The 22,469-nt window shown below is 62.3% G+C and carries 15 protein-coding genes; 4 read left to right on the top strand and 11 right to left on the bottom strand.

What is annotated here, in order from left to right; all coding sequences use genetic code 11:
• The first annotated feature begins 181 nt into the window (after positions 1–181).
• Complete coding sequence (locus RFN30_RS18690; protein ID WP_320263557.1) at positions 182–1,078, top strand: GNAT family N-acetyltransferase; 897 nt, start codon at positions 182–184, stop codon at positions 1,076–1,078.
• A 505-nt stretch (positions 1,079–1,583) separates the two neighbouring features.
• Here the strand turns inward: RFN30_RS18690 and RFN30_RS18685 are convergent.
• Complete coding sequence (locus tag RFN30_RS18685) at positions 1,584–2,624, bottom strand: EscU/YscU/HrcU family type III secretion system export apparatus switch protein (protein ID WP_320263556.1); 1,041 nt, start codon at positions 2,622–2,624, stop codon at positions 1,584–1,586.
• A gap of 85 nt (positions 2,625–2,709) precedes the next feature.
• Between RFN30_RS18685 and RFN30_RS18680 the strand changes: the two genes are divergently transcribed.
• Positions 2,710–3,513, top strand: coding sequence for a tetratricopeptide repeat protein (locus RFN30_RS18680; protein WP_320263555.1), 804 nt, complete (start codon positions 2,710–2,712; stop codon positions 3,511–3,513).
• Positions 3,514–3,683: 170 nt separating this feature from the next.
• On the opposite strand, the gene RFN30_RS18675 is transcribed toward RFN30_RS18680, so the two are convergent.
• The 8 genes from RFN30_RS18675 to RFN30_RS18640 form a co-directional block, all read right to left on the bottom strand.
• Complete coding sequence (locus RFN30_RS18675; protein ID WP_320263554.1) at positions 3,684–4,133, bottom strand: hypothetical protein; 450 nt, start codon at positions 4,131–4,133, stop codon at positions 3,684–3,686.
• 12 nt (positions 4,134–4,145) lie between these two features.
• Positions 4,146–5,507, bottom strand: coding sequence for a type II and III secretion system protein family protein (locus tag RFN30_RS18670; protein WP_320263553.1), 1,362 nt, complete (start codon positions 5,505–5,507; stop codon positions 4,146–4,148).
• A 48-nt stretch (positions 5,508–5,555) separates the two neighbouring features.
• Positions 5,556–7,712 (bottom strand): type III secretion system export apparatus subunit SctV, encoded by a 2,157-nt coding sequence (sctV, locus tag RFN30_RS18665; protein WP_320263552.1) that lies wholly within the window; start codon positions 7,710–7,712, stop codon positions 5,556–5,558.
• Positions 7,709–7,858, bottom strand: a complete 150-nt coding sequence (locus tag RFN30_RS18660) for a hypothetical protein (RefSeq protein ID WP_320263551.1) — start codon at positions 7,856–7,858, stop codon at positions 7,709–7,711. The genes sctV and RFN30_RS18660 overlap by 4 nt, the downstream gene beginning before the upstream one ends.
• Positions 7,859–8,037: 179 nt before the next feature.
• Positions 8,038–8,478: a hypothetical protein gene (locus RFN30_RS18655; protein WP_320263550.1), complete on the bottom strand. Its 441-nt coding sequence runs from the start codon at positions 8,476–8,478 to the stop codon at positions 8,038–8,040.
• Positions 8,475–9,497, bottom strand: a complete 1,023-nt coding sequence (locus RFN30_RS18650; RefSeq protein WP_320263549.1) for a SctD/MshK family protein — start codon at positions 9,495–9,497, stop codon at positions 8,475–8,477. The genes RFN30_RS18655 and RFN30_RS18650 overlap by 4 nt, the downstream gene beginning before the upstream one ends.
• 124 nt (positions 9,498–9,621) lie before the next feature.
• On the bottom strand, positions 9,622–9,804 hold the full coding sequence (locus RFN30_RS18645; RefSeq protein ID WP_292299484.1) for a hypothetical protein: 183 nt from the start codon (positions 9,802–9,804) through the stop codon (positions 9,622–9,624).
• Positions 9,805–9,879: 75 nt separating this feature from the next.
• A complete protein-coding gene (locus RFN30_RS18640; RefSeq protein WP_320263736.1) occupies positions 9,880–10,140 on the bottom strand; it encodes a hypothetical protein in 261 nt (86 codons plus the stop codon).
• On the opposite strand from RFN30_RS18640, the gene RFN30_RS18635 reads away from it, so the two are divergent.
• Together RFN30_RS18635 and RFN30_RS18630 are read left to right on the top strand one after the other, a co-directional pair.
• Positions 10,051–10,878, top strand: a complete 828-nt coding sequence (locus RFN30_RS18635) for a MurR/RpiR family transcriptional regulator (protein ID WP_320263728.1) — start codon at positions 10,051–10,053, stop codon at positions 10,876–10,878. The genes RFN30_RS18640 and RFN30_RS18635 overlap by 90 nt on opposite strands.
• A gap of 77 nt (positions 10,879–10,955) precedes the next feature.
• Positions 10,956–20,753, top strand: coding sequence for a LysM peptidoglycan-binding domain-containing protein (locus tag RFN30_RS18630; RefSeq protein ID WP_320263548.1), 9,798 nt, complete (start codon positions 10,956–10,958; stop codon positions 20,751–20,753).
• On the opposite strand, the gene RFN30_RS18625 is transcribed toward RFN30_RS18630, so the two are convergent.
• Complete coding sequence (locus tag RFN30_RS18625) at positions 20,726–21,703, bottom strand: LysR family transcriptional regulator (RefSeq protein ID WP_320263547.1); 978 nt, start codon at positions 21,701–21,703, stop codon at positions 20,726–20,728. The two genes, RFN30_RS18630 and RFN30_RS18625, sit on opposite strands and share 28 nt — an antisense overlap.
• Positions 21,704–21,706: 3 nt before the next feature.
• Positions 21,707–22,426 (bottom strand): L,D-transpeptidase, encoded by a 720-nt coding sequence (locus RFN30_RS18620; protein WP_245460067.1) that lies wholly within the window; start codon positions 22,424–22,426, stop codon positions 21,707–21,709.
• Positions 22,427–22,469 lie beyond the last annotated feature (43 nt).

The following is a 22,469-nucleotide window of genomic DNA, read 5'->3' as shown; positions in this document are numbered from 1 at the left end:
GGATTTCCGCAGAGGATGCGTCCGTTCCTTCGCGATTGCATGCCGAAAGCGGAAGTGTTTCAGTTGAATCTTGCGTTGGTGCACGGCTTTCGAGCAAATCGTATGGGGTTTGCTTGTCTAGCGTTGGCGGGCACGGGGCGCGGTCTGTCGCCCGTTGATTCTTGAGGGTTCTTTCAGGGCCATGAAAGTGAAGCCGTCCGAAAGCTTGAAAATCGACGTTTTCTCGATGCGCATCGGAGACATCCAAGATGTCGACCTGGATCGATTGCACGCGCTCTCGCTGTCTGTGGGATGGCCGCATCGGGCCGAGGACTGGCAATTCCTGCGTGAATCGGGGCAAGGCTTCGTGGCGCTCGATGAGATCGGCCGGGTTCTCGGTTCGGCCATGTGGTTCCCGCATGGCGCCGATTTCGCGACGGTCGGAATGGTCATCACCTCGCCGCGACTACAGACCCTCGGGGCAGGGCAATGGCTGATGAAGCGGGTCTTCGACAAGATTCCCGGACGCGACCTGCGCCTCAACGCGACCCGTGCCGCGCGGCGGCTTTATCTCTCGCTGGACTTCCAGCCGGAGAAGACAGTCTACCAATGCCAGGGCATCGCCCACGCGGAGAGGACGGGCACGGAGACACGGGGCGGCATTCGGATTTTGGATGCAACGGATATTCCCGCGGCGATCGCGCTCGACGCGGCAGGATTTGGCGTGAGGCGGGCGGCACTCATTGAAAAGCTATTCGGGCACTCGACCGGCTATGGTCTTTTCAAGGACGACAAGCTGATCGCTTTCTCGCTCTGTCGGCCATTCGGGCGGGGCCATGTCGTGGGACCGGTCGTGGCGGAGGGCGACTCCGATGCTTTGGCGGTCGTCCGGCCGCACGTGGTCGACCATTCAGGGTCTTTCCTCAGGATCGACACGCACATGGACAGTGGCGAGTTCGCAGCCTTCTTGTCGCACGCTGGAATGCCGGTCTTCGACACGGTGCTGACCATGTCGCTGGGCAAACGCCTCGCCGATTTTGCCGCTGACGGCTCGGCTACGCCGAGGACCTATGCCCTGGCAAGCCAAACTCTCGGGTAGTTCGGTGTTCCTATTAGGTCGACAAAAGAGCCGGCCAACATTCACCATTGCACCGTTTGTATCCCGCCATCAGGCGAACAGGGATCGCGACGAGCGATGCCGGGTACGATTTACGCATTGCCTGTTTGGGAGCGAACCTTGGGGCAGCAAACTAGCGCGCTGAGTGACGCTTGAAATGTTTGCTGCTGATAGGTGGACTGCTTTGGATCAAAACGAAGTTCGCGGTTCCAGCGCTAGACGTCTGCTTTGCGCCGCATGTCGGAAATTGCGACCAGCCTCATCTTCCGCCGAAAGCGGACATTTGACTGCTACATCAGGTGCCTTCGTTGACACGTCATTGGTTCAGCGGATCGGTGAAATCGTTCGTCCGCAAGCCAGGTAGGTTCCCGAAATCGCAAACATCACCAACGTCGAACCGAGAATGTCGTGGCCGACAAGGATGCCGGCCAGGCCGCCAGCAACGTATGCCGTGAGATTGGCAGCGACTGAGTGGGCAATCCCGGCCTCAAGTGAGGCCATGTCGGACGAGATGGCGAACGATCGGCGAAAACATCTGCTGGCCGACATAGGATCCGGTATTCGCATTCTCGAAGAGTGCTTCGGCGACGGCGCTGTCCTCGACGACGGGAATACCCGCTAGGCGTGCTTGAGCCACCAGCTCGTTGGCGGCGCGCCCCTGCCCCTTGGCGACGACTGTCGGCACCGGCGTTTCGCCCTTGACGTAACGCAGCGCCACGGCCTGGTCGCTGGATATAAAAGCGATGACCGCATTTTTCACGCCCAGCTTCGCCGGTTGCATCACCGCCTCGCGCCGCTGCCGCTGTTGTTCATGACGGATCAAGGGATCTCCTTCGAGATCCTTGTGCTCGCGCTTGTATTCGGTTGTCGTCATGCGCATGTCGCGGAGGAACAGCCAGCGCTGAACAGGAACATCGATCACTCCGATGACGACGAAGGCCAGGCCGGCGGCGATTCCGAGAGGCGTCAGCACTGCCTTGATCATCGGGGGCAGGCATGACGGACCGCAACCCGGTGCATCGAAAAGCGGCTGCAGCCATGTGATCAGCACAAATGCGAAAAGGCATGCTAGCAGCACCAGCTTGATTACGCCTTTGGCGAACTCGATGACGTTGCGGAGCGACAGGATCTTCTGCAGGCCCTTGGCCGGGTTTATGTGATCGAACTGCGGCTTGAGCGGCTCGAACGAGAAGACCGGCCCGAACGTCCCCAGCATGCCGAAGGCCATGGTGAGAACGACGACGATGCCGACCAGCGGCAGCGTGGCAAGCATCAGCAGCGAGAACGAATGACGGATCGCGCGCAGGCTGACATCCCCGAACGAACCGCCGGCCACGGTTACGGTCTGCACGAGTTCCGAGAGGTGCTTGAAGAGCGTCGGCCAGAAAAAATAGAGATAGGCGAGCGCTGCGAAGAAAGTGAAGCCGGAGATGAGATCGCGGCTCTGCGGGACCTTGCCTTTGCGGCGGGCGTCGCGAAGCTTCTTGTCGGAAGCCGGTAGTTTCTTTTCCTCAGCTTCTTCGGCCATGTTGCAATCTTACCGCACTGTTGTGGTTCCAGTCCGTCGATGCTCTGTGTAAGGTGAAAGCGGGCTTGAATACGGAGAGGTGGATATGCGGTTGCATGTCGTATTCTTGCCAGTTGCCGTCACGCTGGCATTGTCCGGTTGCCAGACGACCAAAACCGGCTCGATCAACGCGAAGGCCCAAGCCCCGGCCTCGCAATCGGATCGACTGATCAAGCTTGCCGACGATATCGATGCGCGCGGGGAAAGCGATACCGCGATAGCGCTCTACCAGCGTGCGGCAGCGATGCCGGACGCTAAGCCGAGCGCGCTCGTCAAGGCAGGCGACGCCTATATGCGGGCGGGATACCCGACCGATGCCGCCAAAGCCTATCAGGCAGCGCTCGCCAAAGCTCCGAACGACGGCGAAGCGATGCTCGGGCTTGGCTCGGCGATGATAGAGGCCGGCGATGTCGAGGCCGGCATGCGCGCGCTCGCCCAGGCAGCGCCTTTGGTCAACAGCAGCGCCGCTTACAACCGTCTGGGCGTGGCGCAGACATTTGCCGGCCATACTGCCGAAGCGCAGGCGACCTTCGCCCAGGCGTTGAAACTTGCGCCCGGCGATCTCGACGTCGAGACCAACATGGCTTTGGCGGCAGCCCTTGAGGACAACTCCGCCACGGCACTGCCGCTGGTGCAGAAGATTGCCGCCGCGCCCAACGCGCAATTGCACCACAAGCGCAACGTTGTGATGGTCTATGGACTTCTTGGCCAAGCCGATCAGGTCAAGGCCTCGCCACCCATCGGTTTGACGACCAAGGAGGTGGCCACTTTGCTGGGCCGTGCCAGAACCATCCGGTCGAAGGGCAGCACACAGGCCAAGGCCAAGGTGCTCGGCTCCATCCTCGGCTAGAGCAATTCCAGGAAAAGTGTGTAACGGTTTTCCGTCCGGAATTGCGTGAGAACAAAGAGGTAGAGCGGTTCGGCGTTTCCGTGAAACGGTGAACCGCTCTAGCGCCTGAGCCGCTCTTTTGCAAAGCCCGCCGCGCAAACAGGTGCCACACGAGCGATGATCGCGCTGGCTCACTCGACTGGAAGCGTCGTTTGCGGCGTTGCCGGCGCGCTGTTGGCGCCACCGACCGGAGCCTCCTCGCCATCGAGGTAACGACGGGCCGCGCGCGCAGTTGGCGCGGCGGCTGCCGGCCCCATGCGGCGGCCCTCGACGAGATCACGCTGGCTTTCGGCCATGCGTTGCAGATTGTAGGCATTGGCGCAGCCGGCCGGCAGATGGGAGCCGACGCCGGAGACAACGGTGAGGTCGGTCCTGGCGGCGGTGTTGTCGTCGTCGGCCGGTTCGGCCAGACACGCATTGGGAGCCAGGATGGAGCCGCTGACGCCTTTCTCGGAGCCGCCGGTATCGGTCGAAACATAGCTGTAGCCGGGCGAATAATCCTGCCGCTGTTGCGGGCTGTTCACGCAGCCGGCCAGAAACAGCGCGGGAAGCACGGAGCAGAAAGCGGTGCGCAATGTCATGGTCGTTTCCTGCTATTTGATGATAAGACCGGTCGCCGACGCGTCATTGGCGTGCTTGCGGCTGAGGCGCTTGGCTGCCGGACGGTCGAGTGGGGTGGCGAGACTGTCCCGCACCGGCGCCACCAGATAGGGCGTGATCAGGATGACCAGTTCGGTCTCTTCATGCTGGAAGCGCTGCGATTGAAAGAGCGGGCCAAGCACGGGCACATCGCCCAGAACCGGAAATTTCTCCAGGTTGCGCGAGGTCCGCTGCTGGAAAAGGCCCGCGATCGCGAAGGTCTGACCGCTCGCCACCTCCACCGTCGTGTCCGCTCTTCGGACCACGAAGCTCGGCATGGCAAAGCCGTTGGCGGTCACGGAGCCGGAATCCGACAAGGAACTGACCTCCGGCTGGACATGGAGCGCGATGCGATTGCGGCCGATGAGCGTCGGGGTGAAGCCGAGGGACACGCCGAAGGGTTTGTACTGAACGGTCGTGACGTCGGATCCCTGCGCGATAGGCACCGGAATTTCGCCACCGGCCAGAAAGTTCGCCGTCTGTCCGGTCACAGCAGTCAGGTTCGGCTCGGCCAGTATCTTGACGACGCCGTTGCGCTGCAGGGCTTCGATAAGGACGTCGAAATTGAGGCCGTGCGCCTGGTTGAGGCTCAGACCAAAATTCCCGTCGCTGCCTGAAGGCACGCCATTGTCCTGGAACATGTTGAATTCGAAGCCGCCGCTTTTGTAGCCGACGGACCAGTCGACGCCATAGGACTGCAGCTCCGTGCGTGAGACTTCGGCGAAGCGGACCCGGATGTTGACCTGCTGCGACCCTTGCACGGTCATGTTGTTCAGCGGCGGCGTTTCCGGCGGCGAAAACGTTCTTGCGACATTGTCCAGATCCTTTGCCTCATCGACGCCTCGTGCCTCACCCGTGATGACAATGCGGGTTCCGAAAATGTGAAGATTTGTCGCCGAATTCGGCTGCATCGTATGCTTGGCTTCAGCGGCGGGCGTGATATCGGGTGTGACGCGGAATTGAGCCGTTGCCTCGATCCGCTCGTCGGCCGTGACCGCAATGAGATTGGTCAGGCCGGGTTTGAGGCCGAAGACATAGACCATGCTTGGCGACACGACCTGGAGGTCTGCGATCGTGGTGTCCGCAACCAGGACGGATTCGACCGGCTCGTTGAACCGCAGCAGACGGCCTTGCCCGACCGGCAGGTCGAGCGTTGGCTTGCTCGGCAGGGGCGATACGTTCTGGGCCCTCGCGTCGGCGATCATGAACAGCAAAGCCACCAAAACGCCAACCGTCGCGATAGCGAGCCAGCGCATGTCCGTCCGCCAGGCGGAAGCGGCGGATCGAACGCCTGCTGCGGTATCGTGGATCGTCATGCCGTTCCTCTCCTGATTCCCCAAATGTCCCCGATCGTCCGGCTGCCGTCATGAGGTTGCCTCTTGCGCGGCTTTCGCCTGAGCCGACGGCAGCACCTGAGTGCGCGCGCCGGCTCTTCCGCTACGGCCGGTGATCGTGGCCAGCGGCTGGACGTTGAATTCCTGTGCAAGTTCCTGGAAGGACAGGACAGGAAGCTCGATGGCATTGTGCGTGAGCAGGCTGCGCATGTGACGGCGCACGTCCATCGCTGCAAGGACGACTGGCGAGACGTCGGCGGAATTGTGCGACAGCGCGCGCTCGACCTCGCCGACCAAAGCCTGCGCATCGTCGTCCGAAAGGTTCAGGAATGTGCCGGTCGATGTGCTTTGCACAGCGTTGCGCAGAACATCTTCCGCCGACCGCTGCAGTACATAGGCCGCGATGATGTTGTTGCGGCCGGCGCAGCGGAAGCTGATCTGGCGCTTCAGGGATGTGCGGACATATTCCGTCAGCAGGACGACGTCCTGTTCGCGTTGGCCCCATTCAATCAGCGCTTCGAGGATAAGGCGCAGATTGCGGATGGGCACGTTTTCGCCGACAAGCCGGCGAAGCACTTCGGCGATCTTCTGCAGCGGCACGATCTCCTGAGCCTGTCTGACCAGATCCGCATATTCCGCCTCCATGTCGGACAGCAGCCTGCGGGTCTCCTGGATGCCGACAAAATGGCCGGCATAGAGCCGAAGTGCGTTTCCGGTCCACTTGGCGGCTGTTTCCGGTGGCGTGGCGAAAACGAAGCCGGCTTCTTTCAGCGCAGGGATGTGGCGATCATCGACCCATACGAATTTGCGCGGGCCGGCAATCGAGGCAGCCTTTTCGTAGGTCACTTCGAGCAGATCGAGATGCGCCAGGTCCGCTTCGACCAGAACGCGGCCGGCGGGAATTTCGGCATCCAGGATAGGCGCGCCTTCCAGGTCGATGCGGATGCTTCGGGGTGAGAGCATCTCGTCGACCTGCATGCCGATGGCCGGAACGTCGACACCGAGATCGCCGAAAAGCTCGCGGCGGACGCCGTCGGCGAGTGCGGCGAATTCGGGCTCCGCAATCGCGTCCGCCAGTTCGGAGCCGAGGCGTGCGACCACGCGATACGAAGCGGGCAGCGTTGCGGTCGGAATTGCGGAGCTGCCCCGTTGTTCCTGCACCTCGATCAGGTGGGTGTCCTTGGGTTCGGAGTCCTGCGTGCTGCGGCGATTGATGGCATAGGCGCCTGTGCCGAAGCAGGCGCCAAGCACCAGGAACACGATGGAAGGGAAGCCCGGCACCATGGCAAGGCCAACCATGATCACCGCCGCGAGGGCAAGCGCACGCGAGTCTCGCAGAAGCTGGCTGGTTATCTGCCGGCCGAGATCGCCGGTCCCGTCCGCGCTGCCGACGCGCGTCACCATCGTGCCGGCGGCGACGGCGACGAGCAGTGCCGGTATCTGCGCCACCAGCCCGTCACCCACGGTGAGCAGCGAGTAGGTCGCTGCCGCATCGCCCAGCGACATGTCGTGCTGCAGCGTGCCGACAGCGAAACCGCCGATAAGGTTGACCAGGATGATCACAATCCCGGCGATGACGTCGCCCTTGACGAACTTCATGGCGCCGTCCATCGCGCCGAACAGCTGGCTCTCGCGCTCCAGCTGCTGGCGCAGACGGCGTGCTTCCGCCTGATCGATATCGCCGTTGCGCAGTTCCGCATCGATGCTCATCTGCTTGCCCGGCAGCGCGTCGAGCGTGAAGCGCGCGGCCACCTCGGCGACGCGTTCCGCACCTCGCGCAACCACGATGAACTGCGCGACGGTGATGATCAGGAAGATGACGAGGCCGACCACAATGCTGCCGCCGACGACGAAGGTGCCGAAGGCGGTGATGATCTCGCCGGCGTCGGCCTGGAGCAGGATCAGCCGCGTCGTCGTGATCGTGATCGCCAGCCGGAACAAGGTTGCGATGAGGATGACCGACGGCAGCGACGAGAACTGCAGCGGATGAGAAACGTAGAACGAGGCCAGCAGAATGAGCACGCTGATGGCGATATTCGCGGTGATGAGAATGTCGACGAGAAATGTCGGCAATGGGATGAGCATCATCACCACGGCCACGAGCAACAGGACGGCGATGACCAGATCGCTGCGGCGCGACAGCCTGGCAAGGAACTGCAGAAGCCGCTCCGACACGGTCATGGTCATTCAACGCCTCGTTGCGACAGGAAGCGTAGCAAGGCGCTGTGAGCCTCCGCCTTGCGCCCGGCCACCAGCAGGGCGCGGCTCTTCAGCAATGTAAGCGCCGGGTGGTCCATTCCTTCCAAGGTCTCCAGCCTGGCAATCGTGGCCAACGCCTTTTCCGCCTCGCCATCAAGTATGAGCAGGTGCGCCAATGTCCTCAGGAGACCGGCATTTTCCGGCGCCAGCTGTGCGGCGATGAGCAGGTACGTCGCGCCCCGCTTGGCCTGCCCATGACACCCGTAGAGATAGCCCAGGACATGCAGCAGATGGACCGTGTCGTGCGGGTTGGTCAGATCTCGATTCCTTCCTGCATGCGACCAAGCAGATCGCGATGACGCTCGATCTCACCCTCGATCAGCGCTCTGGCGAGCGTCTTGAGCTGCTCGCCGCCCTCAAGGTCAGGAACCAGGTTCGTTATGAAGTGCTGGAGAATAGGCACGGAGCGGCGCAGGATGGCCGGCTCCGGAATAGTGGGCATGACGAAGTTGATGAGTATGTCATCCAACGATTCTCCTGCCGCATCTCGAGAGGCTTGGAATTCCGCCGTTTCAGGCCTTTCGGCGGCCGCTGCCGATTTCGTCCCCTGAGGGCGCTTGGCGCCTTGGTCGACGCCATTCATCCGCCGCCGGTTGATTGTCTGCGCGCGCACGCCTTCCGCCTGATGCACGTCGCGGCCGGCAGTGTCCATCCTGGCCGAATCGAGGCGCGGCCCTTCGAGCCGGCGGTTCACGGATATTTCAGCGCGACCGTGGCGCCGCCCTTGGTCAGAAGAAGTTCCGTCTCGCCGATGTGCTTGATGGTCCAGCCGTCAGCCGTGAATGCACCTTCGTGATAGCGCGCGCCATCGGCTGCGATGACGTAAGGCCGCTCGCCATACCAGATCGCCTGCAGCATCAGACGCGGCGCCTGTTGCGCGTCGCCGATCATGACATTGGACACCAAGGGGACATGAGCGCCGAACGCCTGGTCGAACCAGGATTGCGTTTCCGTCCAGACATTACTCTTGTCGCTCGGGATCATGCCAGAAACCACCAGGCGCCCGGGCGATCGCTGGACGGTTACGGTGCTTATACCGGACTGATCGAGACGCTGTTTGAGCTGGTTTTCCGCTTCGGCGGCGGTCTGAATCTGCGCTGGCGATGAATCGTCCAGCACTTGCTGGTCCCGCTCGCCGGCGAAAGCCATTCTGACCGGTTGATCGTCTTTAGAGGACGCCTGCGTGCCAATGTCGGACTTGGCGAGTGAGAAATCGGACTTGGCGAGAGAGAACCCGTTGGCAGCGACGGAAATGGCGAAAACGGCAAAGAGAACGCTGCCTGCAATCAGCATGGGGCGATTGCCGATCGACCACCGGCTCGAGGGCTGTTCCGGATTGACCAGCCGGATGCGGGCGTCGCCGATACCGATGACGAGCGGCAACCTGCAGCGGCTGCCCTGGCCTTCACGGATGAATTCGCCTGTGGCGAGCGCGACATCGCCGCCGACGGCTTCGATTTCAAACTGGCTGCCCTTGCGCCGCAGTCTCGCGTGGATCGGAGCGATGCCGCCATCCCTGAGGACAACGTCCGATTCGGTGCTGGAGCCGATCGTATACAGGGGCCCAACCAGACTGAGTTCGGCGCCGGCATGAAAACCGTGGGTCACGCTGAGCGCGACGGACCGTGCCGTTGCCGGCGATGGGGAAATGATCGATCGGAGCCGACGCCCTGGCGCGGCATTGAGATATCTGCCGATAGGACTAGCGGTCATGCCACTTCATCTCCCCGCCGATGAGGATTTCAAATGCAGCCGGACGATGGCGCTTGGAAATTACCGCCATGCGAGTACGCCGCCGGTTGCTCGCGGCGGCGCATGAGTTCGTGCATCTCCTGCGTCAAGCCTTTTCAGCCGACTCGCCGAGCGTCTTGGCGGTGCTCATCAGCATGTCGTGCTGGGATTTTGCCATTTCTTTCGTGATCTCCAGGCTGAACATGCGCTCCTGCTGCTTGATCATCTTGTCCAGGTTTTGTTCCGGCGAGCCTGTAGAGCCGGACGTAATGGGAGGGGTAGCAGCCATCATTGTCTCCTTGAGGGGCTATTCAGGTTGCGAGGCCCGGGCTCACGCCTGCGGCCCCGGACTTGCTATAACAACTTAGGGCAGGACGATCGGAAATGAAAGTCCACTTGGAATATTTGAGGCATGTTTGTTCCAACCGTTGCGTTTCAGGCGCTCACGGCGTAGCCTGATCGACGGGGTTTTCATGGGGTAATGGGAATGGAAAAAGGTCCTTTGGCGGAGCTGTTGGTCGAACGGTTTGAGAATATGCCGCCGCAACTGCGGGTGGCGGCGCGTTTCGTGCTGGATCACCCCAAGGATGTGGCGCTGATGTCGATGCGCGAGCAGGCGCAGCAAGCCGGCGTTTCGCACAGCACGATGATGCGGCTGGCGCGGTGGCTCGGCCTTGAAGGCTATGAGGACATGCGCAGCCTTTATGCGCGCGCGCTGCGTGAGACGATAGCCGGAGAGCCGGCCCGACAAGGTGTCGAACGGAATGGCGATTCGGGGTATTCGACGGCCGGGGTCGTTGCCGACTCTCTCGCTGCCCAGATCTCAAGTCTTGGCGAATACGGCAACGCCATGCAATTCATCGCCGCCGCCGAGCTGCTTGCGGGAGCACGCAATCTTTTCGTTCTCGGCGCAGGCTCGGCTTATGCAATTGCCAGCCATTTCGTTCACATCATGTCGTTCGCAGCCGGCCGTGACCGCAAGGTGATGCTTGTCGGCGAGATAGCCGGACACGGCCTGGATGCGCTTCAGCATGCGGGGCGCGGAGACGTGCTCCTTGCCGTGGGCATGTCGCCCTATGAACGCATGACGATAGAAGTGGCGCGCCAAGCGGCCCGGCAAGGCGTCGGCGTGGTGGCGATCACCGACAGCAGTGTGTCGCCGCTGACCCGGATCGCGCGGGAAGCAATCGTCGTTACCTCAAGTTCGCAATCGTTCTTCCGAAGCATGTCGCCGGCGTTCGCCGCCGTCGAAATCCTGGCGGCGTTGACGGCAGCGCGGTCCGGAACCAATGCCGCGGAACGAGTGAAGCAGTCGGAAGAGCAGCTTGCTGCTTTCGGCGTCTATTGGAAGCCTCCTCGATAACAACGGAAAGGTTGCGATCGGGACGGGCGTGACGGTGGCCAAGCTGCCGGCAACAGTGATTTCCGGAGGTCGTCCAGATGGTTCGCCCGATAACCCTCACCAGGCCGCCGCTCCAGCCGCAAAAGGTCAATGCCAAGGCAGATGCGGCGCAGGTAGCGCGGCTGGAGGCGCAGGCAGCGGAGCTGCGGGAAGAAATCAGGCTTGCCAACAGAATGGGCGAGCGCGATTGGGCGGCACAAGCCCGCCAGGAATTGGCGCATGTAAACACGCAACTAAGTACCCTTCAGCCGCAGCCGGCGACGGTTCCGGCGACGCCGGGCGTCAATGTCGTGAACGCCAGCAACGGCACATCCGGCAATGGAACGACGGTTACGCCAGCCCTCTTCACGCGGCCTGATTCGGCGCTCGCGCTGACGCCGGTGGACCTCGATGGCGGCAAGCCCGAAGACGGTGCCGCGGCAGCGACGACTGCCCGCGACATCGTCAAGGACGTCACCGGCGGCAAAAGCATCGACCAGATTGCCGCTGCGCGCGGCATGACGCGCGAACAGGTTATCACTGCGCTCAGGTCCGGCGGAATGACCGTGTCGACGACTGACCCGACGAGCGGCAATGGCGACGTGCAGGCGACGAAAATCACGGATGCCAGCGGCCGCACCGTCACGCAATATTACGACTACCAGCATGACAGCTACTATGCGACCGTTCAGGCGCAGCCTGACGGCGCAGCGACCACCACGCCGACCCGGGATGGGCTCGGGCGCAAGGAAACCAGCAGCTACAATTCAGACACTGGCGCCATAACGACGCGATATGAGGACGATCTCGGGACAGGAACCGTCACCGAGCGGACGTCATTGCCCAACGGTGCGTCGGTGGAAAAGGTGACGCCAGGCGCCGGCCCCTCTCTTCCCGTGACCACCGTCACAGGACCGGACGGCCACAAAACCATATTGGCGCCCTCCCAGGATCCGGGCGGATCCAGCACGCAGGGCATCAAGCACGACCTTGCCGACGGAAAAAGCATCGACCAGATCGCAAAGGAACATGGCCTCACCAACGACCAGGTGATCGCCGAATTGCAAGCCGCCGGATATCAGGTCACGAGCACCAGCAGCAGCGACGGGCAGTCGATCGAGATGGTCGATCCGCGCACCGGCGACAAGACCGTCTACTCTCGCGACTACCAGCACGACGCGCGCACCGTCACGACCACGGCGGACGGCAAGAAAACGTCGGTATCCATCGATGGCAAAGGAACCGAAACCAAGACCGTCACCGACCAAGATGGCCGGGTGACGACGACCACCACCGAGAAGATCAATGGCGGCAAGCCGGTCGAGTACGAGGTCAAGCCGGACGACAATCTGACCCAGATTGCGCGGCAATATGGCGTCACGCTGGATGACCTCAGGCGCACGAATCCGGAGCTTTTCGGTTCGTCGCGCGACCCGAGCACAATCCATACAGGCGAAAAAATTACCATCGACAACGGCACCCGCACGACGGTCGAGGTCACATTCAACGGCTATACGCTGACCACCAAGCCCGATGGCAGCATGACGCTGCATAACAACACCACCGGCACCGACCTGAAAATCGAGGCGGGAAGCACGCAAGAAGCCCTGGCCAGGACGCTGCTGGCGGTGAACCCCAACAGCAGCGACCCCAAGGTGGCAAAAGAGGGCGAGGTCGTGAAGACCTTCGTCGAGGGGCTGTTGGCAGGGGAGACCCTGCCCAGCCTGATCGATGCCGCGGAAAAGGCCGGACAGGACAAACAGGCCCTGATCGACAAATACCACCTGGGTACGCCCGCCAAGCCCAAGCTTGACGGGCAGAACAGGGTTGTCGATCCATTTGGCGATCCACCCCAGGGCAACGCACCCTCCGGTGGAAAATGGATGCCGATGAAGATAGATGGCGTCTGGAGGTGGGTCGATCCCCAGGTCGCCCAGGCCATCATCAACGAGAACGTCGCACTGTCGCGCATCACCGAGACGCGGGCTCTGGCAGGCCAGCGGCAGGAGCAGTTCAACGTCGATCTGCTCGATCCTGCCTACAAGGATGCCGTCGACGGCGCGCAAACCATCATAAACAAGGCACTGGAGCCTCACGGCCTGCAATGGACGCCGCAGAAACCCAAGGGCACCCTCGCCGATGCGCAGGCGCGGCTGACCAAAGCCAACACCCTTCTGCAGAACGCACAGGATGCCCGAGGCGAGTATGAGAATGCCGGGCGCGTCCTCAAGGAGGCCATTGCCGCGCAAGGCAAGCTCACTCCTCTGGGCGATCCGAATGCGCCGTCGGTCAAAGCGCGGGGCACTCCCGACCTTGATCCGAAATACGACCAGGGCGTCGCCGACCATAGCGCCGTCGACAAGCTGTTTTCCGATGTCGGCCTGCATCTGAGCAAGGGCGACAAGCTAACCATCGATTACCTGGTTGGGCAGGCCGAACTCGCCGGCGTTCCGGCGGACTCCAAGGAATACAAGGACCTCAAAGCCCTGCAGACGACGGCAGGCAACCAGCTCGAATTGGCCCAGGCCTACCAGAACTATTTCGACGCCCATGCCGATGCCGCACAGGTCAACGCGCGGCAGACGGACCTCGAGCAGAAGCTGGCTACCGAATATCTTGGTAAACAGAATTTCAACTTTGACGAGAAGTACAATCGCATCAATGGCGACTACCTCGGGCACTACAAGAACTCGACGCTCGAGATCCGTGACGGCCAGCTCTGGGTGGTCAACCATTTCGATGAGGGAACCACTGAACAGCAGCTGACCTATAGCTTGAACGACAAGCATGTCAGGGGCGAATATCGCGATCGCCAACTCAACAAAGATTGGCAGGCGCTGCTGGCCGGCTACGACTCCAACGCAAAAATTTGCACGGCAAATGGCCTGCAATCGGTGAGGTCCAGCGAGGAGCAGGCGGCAAAGAGCCTCAACGACGTCCTGGACCGGCAGCTCGGCGACAGCCTCGCCGATCTGAACGCCAAGCTGCCGACGCTGCAGACCAATTTCGACAATGCGCTGACGCATCACAAGCCGGGATCGGTCCATGCTCCCGAAGGCACGCTGCCCAACGGCGTGCAGCCGGTCGAGATCGACGTCGGCGGGCAGACGATCAAGGTGGCGCCGGACGTTGCCCAGAACTACAAGCAGAATGGGATCGACGCCCTGACTCAGGGCGGCAAGGCGATCTGGATCGACCTGAACACGCAGGATGACGACAAAAGTGGCCGCTGGGTCGATCCCGAACTGGCGGTCGCCAAGCTCAGGCTGGAGGCGACAAGGCTTCAGATAAGTCAAATCCAGGATCTGCGCAGACAGTTGCAGGGCTTCAACGACTATCACGAGCTTCGGCTCAGCGAGCCGTCTCTGCTGGCCGATGACAACACCACTGTCGACAAAACCTATCTGGACGAGCACGAGCAGCAGACGCTCGACGCCATGTATCAGCCGAGATTCCAGCAACTGCTCAACAGAGGCTACGACAAGGAGTTCCACCAACAGCACGGCACGGATCTAGATACTATGGTAGCCAAAACGCTCGGCCTGGACAGTTCGACCGATGACGGCCGCGACGCGATAAAGAATGTGACGGACGAGATCCGCGATATCGGCGGCGACAACCCGTATGTGCGTCGCGTGCCGATCTTCTATGTCGACGACCAGGTTGGAACGCAACAGGTCACGCTGTTTGCGGTGAGCGACGGGCACGGCAACACCCGCTACGTCGACGCGACCGGCAAGAAGTTCGACGACCTCGGCGATTTCCAGGACAACAACAGCCAGTTTAGCGAGAGCGGCAAGCTCGTCGTTCCCAAAGGCCTGGAAATGAAGGTGGGCGCCGACGGCAAGATCGCGCTTGAAGTTGTGAAGGCCCGCAACGTCTCGGTCTGGGACAAGGTTGTCGATCCGGTGGTCGGCATCGGCACCGGCATTGCAACCATCCTGTCGTTCACGCCGGCCGCGCCGGTCGCCGCACCGCTGGCCTATGCGGGCGCGGCCTATCTTGGAACGAGGGCGGTCATAAACGAGGTGAACCACCTGGACCATGGCGGCGAGTGGTACGATAGCGAGTCGCTGACGAACATCGCCAGCGCAGCAACCACGGCGCTGCCCATGGCTTCCAGCGGCCTGCGCACCATCGGCATGGCGGCGAAGAGTGAGTCATTCTTGGCAGGCGTTGCCGCCACCCCCCGCGCCTTCGCCGGCAGCATCGGCGCAACACGATCGAACTGGGCGTTGGCATCCGAAACCCGCACATACATGCAATCGACCGCCGGACTGAACAAGGCAGCGTGGGGGATGGATGTCGGCTCGGTGATTGTCGGCTCACCGTTGCTGGCAACATCTGCTTACGATCTCGCCGCCAACGGAGACCAGATGAACGGTCTCCAGCTTGCCAATGCGCTTACGGGTCTCGGCACCGGCGTCACCGGCACGGGGCTCGGCATCCATGGTCTGCGGACGATGCGGCCAGGAACGGGCACGCAGGACCCCAACGCTCCCGGCGCTGATGCCAATCCGCCGCCCGGCGGCGACGGACCGTTCCACCAGCCGCCCGGCGGCAAAGGACCGTCGAAACTGGCGCTGGAACCCGGGCCTTCGGGGCATCCGATGGATGTGTACGAAATTGGCGCCGACGGCGTTTACAGGCCGACCGGAGAACAGGTCTTCCACGATCCCAGCCACCCGGTGATTCCAGGAGAGGTGATCAAGACCGATGACGGCAGCGGCAATGGCTCGACGGCGTCGCCGGACCGCGATCCCGATGGTTCGACTGCCTCCGGCACACCGCACCTCGCCGACGGCGATCCCATCGTCGTGCCGGGCGCGCCGACAGGAAAGGATGGGCCGGTACGTCTTGTCTGGGATCCCGAGACGCGCAGCTTTGCCGGCATGCCCGAGCGAGACACGAGCGGCTACATCTACACCAGCGGCAAGGATCCGAAGACGCCGTCGGCCTATCTCGACGGCCTGACCGTCGAGCAGCTCGTCAACCGCTATGAACAGGAGAAAGGCTATTATTCCAGCCGCGAGATGGCCGAGCGTTATGGTCCGGACGGGGTTCAGATACCGCGCACGCCGCTTCGCGAGACATTGCCCGACTTCCGCGTCGGCGTCACCTTCCGGGTCCGGCTGAACACGGGCCAGGCGTTCGGGATCGGGTCGCCGACCGTTGCTGCCGTTGGCTTCGGCGTCGGCACCAAAACCGATTTCGGTATGATCGGATGGTCGATCGTCGACAGCGTCAGCCAACGCAGCCTGACGCCGGTCAAGGACGCGCTCGGCACCCAGGGCGTCATCTCCTACAGGCCGCGCGAGTACAGGAACATCACCGGCCTCCAGGCCGGCGTCTGGCCTGTGTCCAATCAGACGGCCCTGCCGGTCCGTGCCAGCGATCTATCGGCGGCGGCGAGCAGGGCGTTGTTCAGCGACGGGACCGGCTATGACGCCAGACCGCTGGATGCCGCGATTGTCGGGATGACGCCGGACGGCGAGGGCACCGTGGTCGAGATGACCTACACGCCTTTGCTCGAAGGCAAGGAGGCTACCCTCGCGCCCGGCCAACACGATTTCTTTGGCGTGCCAGCGGAAAACAGCTCCGGCCACGTCACGCTGCAAGCCGCGCTGCCTTTCGATCGCGTCATGACCGAGACCAAGGCCGGCATACGCCTGCCGATCGCGGCCAATCATGTCGCGGCGGTCGATCAGATGCCGCGCATCGGTTTCGAGAAGCGTCCGGAAATGCCTGTCAAGGACACGCTGCAGCCGGGCGACATTGTGTCGGCGCAGGCGTTCGACCAGATACAGTCGGCCCTTGGTTCGACAAACCTGAAGATCCAGTTTGCCGTCAAGGACCCGGCGAAGGCATCCGAACTCGTCACGGCGATCGGGCAGGGCGATGGCATCCGGTCGATCCGCGACCTCGTCAAGTCCGGTCAGATCGATCCGTCGAACACGGTTTCTCTGGTCGATGAGCCGACGCTGAGCGGATTGCGGCTTTCAGCGGTGCCGGGCAAGTCGCCCACGGCGGACATTGTTTTGCTGACCGGCGAGAAGGCTCGCGTGGTGAACCCCGAGGCGATGCTGGTCGACGTCATCTTCAACGATCGCAACAGGCTGCCGGGCGCGCTGGGCTTCAATCCGGATCGGGTAGCCACCTCCGCGACCTACAAGGTGAAATCGACAGTGCAGTCCTGGCTTCCGGCGCGTTTCACTCCGGACGGCTCACCGCAGTCGCGCTACATGCCGAGCGCCGGTAACATCTACCGAAACCTCTATGGTTCCGACGGGACTCCGGCGACGCGCTACACGATCTCGTTCTCCACGCCTCCGTTGCCGGCAGGCGCCGTGGCATTCAGTGCCGAGGTGAGATTCCAGTACAAGTCGAAGGCGGCCAAGACCGCTTCCTCGATCGCCAAGAACGAAACCGCGACGCTGACTTTCGATCGCGCCGGCGGACAATCCGAGCAGGTGACGATCCCGGCCTGGCTCGCGCGTGCGGTGGAAACGTCTCGCGACGGCGCCTCGACGGCCATACCCAAGGGCGGCAAGGCCTCGCTGGACCAGTTCCTGGCCGACCTGCAGAAGACGGCGCGGCCGGATCAGCTCGTCGCGATCGAGCAGTTCAAGAGCGATTTCGGCGCTTCGATCGTCGATGGCGGTTTCATGCGCCAGGACGTTGCCGACGGCGTGCTGACGTTCCTTTCCTCGCAGGTGGGCAGCCGTCGAAGCGGGCCGATCCAGATAAGGGACGAGAACGGGCAATCGGTGACCGCCACCCGCTACGGACCGCTGCCAAAGAGTGCAGAGAACGTCTATGTGCCGCCGGCCAACGGGCCGCAAGCGCGTGGCGACGAACCGGAGTTGATCCACAAGTCGCATATTCTGTTCCGGGATCCGGAGACGGGAGAAGCATACGTCCTGCCGTGGATACGCGGCGCCTCCGAGGACCATGTGCCGGGCGGCCAAGGAACGCCAAAGGGAGAAGCGGTGCCGCCGGATGCAGCCAGGAAAGCCATCGAGGCGGCTCCACCGACAACCTACTCGCTGCAGCAGATCCGCAACATGCGGCAGCCCGAAAAGTGGAAGGCAGGCGAGATCTATACGCGCGAACTCAACGGGTCGCTTGGAGAGGCGCATTTTCCGGTCGAGGCCAACCCGGACGGTCCCTACGCCGTAACCGGCCAGGGCGGGCGTTACGTGGATGCGCCAGTCTTCAAGAGCCAGGATGTGATCGAGGCGATCGAGGTCAAGACCTACCATCGCTGGACGACGATCAACGGTGTCGCGCAGATGCGCGAAGTGCCGCTCACGCCGAAGCTGCAGGAACAGATCAACAAGGATGTGGCGCTGCGGAATGAGAACCCGGGCTATCAACCGCGCTGGGTTTTCCTCGACGCGCCGCCTTCAGCCGAGTTGCAAGGGGCGCTCGACGATGCCGGGATTGTCGGAAACATCTTCGGACACGACAAACCTGCCGCTGCAACACCGCAACCCCAATCCGCATCGACCAAGAGCGGTTCGAGCCGGACCATTCAGCTCGAGGACGAAAGCGGCAATGTGATTACGGCAACAATGCTGGGCACCGGGCCGAGCAGCCCGGAGCAGGTCTATGTTGCGCCCTCGGACGGCCCGCGCGTGTCGGGCGATGCCCCGGAGGTGGCGGACAAGACGCACATACTGGTGTACGACCCCGATACGGGCGAGGCCGTGGTGCTGCCCTGGATACGCGGAGCTTCCGACGGTCACGTGCCGGGGAACAATGGACCGCTCACCCGGGACGGCGTCAGAGCGACCCCGCTTGATCAGGTGCCGGATCTCGTCATGGGCGATTTCCAGCCGAACCAGATTCCCTGGCTGAAGCGCGAGCAGGTGGCCGAACTGACGGAACAGCAGTTCCGCGACATGGATCAGGCCGGCTTGCTGCCCTCTCTGACCAAGAGCCAATTGCGGGGCATCCCGAAGGCAAAGACAGGCTATGTCCACATAGCGGGCCTCGCGGAGAGGCAGATTCCTTGGCTGACCGAGGGCCACATCCGCAATCTGACCGACCAGCAATTCCATGATCTCGGCACATCGGGTTTGATCCGCCACCTGACGAGACCACAGTTGCAGGCGATAAAGGGAGACAAAGTCGGGCTCGTCGACGTGTCGAAGTTGGATGCGCGGCAGGTGCCGTGGTTCAAGCCCGGCCAGGCCGCGAAGTTCACATCGCCGCAATTCAAGGATCTGGGCGAGGCTGGATTGCAGAAGAACCTCGTCGAGCGCCAGGTTCAGGCCATCCCTGAACCCATGATCGGTTCCGTGGACATGGCGAAACTCGATCCCAAGCAGGTGCCGTGGCTGACCGGGAAGCAGATCCCGGCGCTGACCCGCGATCAATGGGGCGCCTTCACGATCCACCACATCGAGGCCCTGACCCAGCCGCAGATCGAAGCGGTGACACCGAAACAGTTCGAGGAAATGAGCCCCGGCCAGTTCCGCAAGTTCACGCTTGAGCAGTTCGAATGGATGAGCGGGGATCAGACGGACGCCCTCTCCGTGCTGCAGCTGACGACCTTCCGGGCGACCCACAAAAAGGCGATGACGCTGGATCAGGCCGCCAGCGTCGACCTGGCGCTGAGCCATGCCAGGATGCGCGAAAACGCTCAGGCGCTCGCCACCTTTGGCGGCATGTCGACCACCTCCTACATGTTGTGGACTTCGTTGCCCCCAACCTGGACCGCCACTGCCGGAGCGGTGGCATTTGGCGTGCGAGGCTTCGTTTTCGGCACGCAGGCGATCTTCCCCAACGCAACCGCAAATCACAAGCCGTTCGGACGATTCCTCAACGCGCTCGGCGGAGCCACGTTCATTGCTGCAGCGCCAGGTGCCGCGACCGGGATGATCCAGGGCAAGGATCTCGTCGTCAACAGCACGTTCTCGCTCGGCAACGTCGTCTACGGCACGAAGTCGATGCTGCAGTCGTTCACCGGCAGGCCGGTGATCCGAAACCTGGCCGAGTATCTGGCTGGACCCGGCTATGTGCTTGGCTGCGCCGTCTATACGCTGCACTCCTGGCCGGCGCCGATCGCCACGGTCGCCGGCACCATGTTCACGTTTGGCTGCGCGGAGTTCTGGGCGTCGGCCATAAGGACGGACCGGATGAATCGCCGTTCGGTGCCGCGAACCGATGCCGATATCGCGGCGGCGGCGAAGTCCGACAAACGATGGGCCTCAGCGGATCGATGGACGCTGGGCATCACCTTCGGCATTGGAATGCTTCTCTTCTCTCTGGACTCCCTGCTCGCGCAGCCCTGGGACCCGAAAACAACCGCTCTGCCCGATCCGAAGAAACCGGATGGCGATACGTCGTCCCAGCAGCCGGACGATCACTCGGATGTTCCAGGCAAGCCGAAGACCCCGCCCGAAGACTTCCCGCAACTCGTCGTGTCGGCGGATGACGGCCTGAATTTGCGGAGCCAGCCCGAGGGCGATTCTGCCGTGGTGACGGTTCTGCAACCCGGCACGTTCGTAGAGCAGACGGCGAAGCCTTCGACCGATCCGTCAGGAGAGGCCTGGATACCCGTCGAAGGGTTCGGACCGGACGGCAAAAAGCATAGCGGCTGGGTCTCGGGCGACTATGTCGAGGTTCATCCCGCGGGCAGCAGCAATCCGGAGGGTCGCACGAATCCGACCCTGGAGAAAGACGGCTATCGGTGGGTCGAAGTCAGGGACGGCGACAGCATACGCCTGATCGCCAAGGCGCATTCAGCCGATGTGGCGGATACGGTCGTGCTCAACATGGATCATATTCTGAGCCCGGATATGATTTTCTCCGGCGACCGCATCTACCTGCCAATAGCGTCGGTCGGCTGAGACGCCACGGGCTCAACTCGGGAGTTGTTGGCAGCCTGCGCCTCGCCGATTCTCGCGGCATATGCATGTGCGATGCAACCGGCCAGCTTTGCCGCCCGCTCCGCTATCGGATTGGATGGTTCGGAGGAGTACGAGGCGGTGAACCGCAGGTCGGAGGGATGCCATTCACAGTCAACGATGCGCAGCGTGCCGTTGGCGGTATGATCCTGGACGACCTCCCTGGGGAGGGAGGCGATGCCGATCCCATTCAGCGTCATCTTGATGGAAGCGGCCAGCGAATTGGCTGGAAAGATGCGCGGCGTCGCTTCGAGTTCGCCGGTCAACTTGCGGTAAAGTTCGCTGTAGGGTCTGGTCGTGCGCGCGTAGCTGATGATTGGGAATTGCATCAGGTCGTTCAGCGTCAGCTTGCCTCGGTTGGGCAGTTTCAAGGCAGGCGAGCAGACCCATACGAGGGGAAAGGATGGCAACTCCATATTCTCGATGCTGTATTCCAGAATAGGCCCCATCAGCACCGCAAGATCGAGCCGGTGGGACATCAACTCGTTGCGAAGGGTCGTCGTTGTGTCGACGACGATATCCGTATCGACAAGCGGATAGTTCGCCTGCAATTCCTTGAGGAAATCCGGAAGCCAGGTGTGCACGATGGTCTCGGCAACCCCGAGCCTGAGCACTCCCGCGGTCTCCGAAAGAGAGTTTGCCGTCAACTGCAGCTGTTCGGCCACGCGCAGGACCCGTTGCGCCGGCGGCAGCAGCCTTTGTCCCTCGGCGGTCAGTCTTACGGTGCTACTCTGCCGCTCGAATAACTTGGCGCCGAGCGCTCCTTCCAAACTGGCAATTCGGGTCGAGACCGCTGGCTGTGTTGTGTTCAGGCGTTCCGCAGCCTTTCGGAAGCTTCCGAAAGTCGCCACCAGAAGAAAGGTTTCGAGCTGCTTGATGTTGAAAGGGATCACGATTCAATGCCGGACAATAATCTGGGCGCCGATCTTCACTCGGTCATATAGGTCGATTACATCGTCATTGGTCATTCTGATGCAACCAGAGGAGTTGGCCTGTCCGACGGTCCATGGCTGATTGGTGCCATGAACGCGATAAAGCGTGTTGCCGATGTAGAGCGCACGCGCGCCCAACGGGTTGTTCGGCCCTCCCGCGACAAGAGCGGGCAGGAAGCGGCCTTTCGACGCTTCCCTGGAGCGCATTTCGGCCGGCGGCCGCCAATCCGGCCAGTCCTTCTTGCTCGAAATCGTGTCGCGGCCGGACCACTCGAGCCCCTCCTTTCCGACGCCCACCGCATATCGCAGGGCCTTGCCGTCCCCCAGAATGTAGTAAAGGCGTCGCTCCGTGGTGTCGATCACAATTGATCCCTCCGGTTGAGCCTCACCGAAATCAACGATCTCCCTAGCGATTGCCGACCACGCAGGCCGCATTTCTCCACCAGCAGCCCGGTCGGGAGCGGATGGCGAGACCAGCACATTTCGGGCTTGATCGTAGCTCCAGCTTCGCGGGTCATAGCCGCTATTCGATTGACCCTGCGCCGGCGTCATGGCGGCAGTCAACGTGGCCGCGACTAGAACCGAATTACCCAAGCCCCTCACGAGACGCGAACCGGCCAGGATCCAGCGCCCAGTGCCGGCGGGATCATTTAAGCTCGAGAGAAGGTACTTCTGTGCCGCCACCCAGGCCGATCCCTTTCATATTCGAGCATGGAGCCGGCGACCA

It is taken from the genome of Mesorhizobium dulcispinae (assembly GCF_033977345.1).
In the GTDB taxonomy this organism is placed as follows: Bacteria; Pseudomonadota; Alphaproteobacteria; order Rhizobiales; family Rhizobiaceae; genus Mesorhizobium; species Mesorhizobium dulcispinae.
This window is presented reverse-complemented; position numbering and strand designations above follow the sequence as displayed.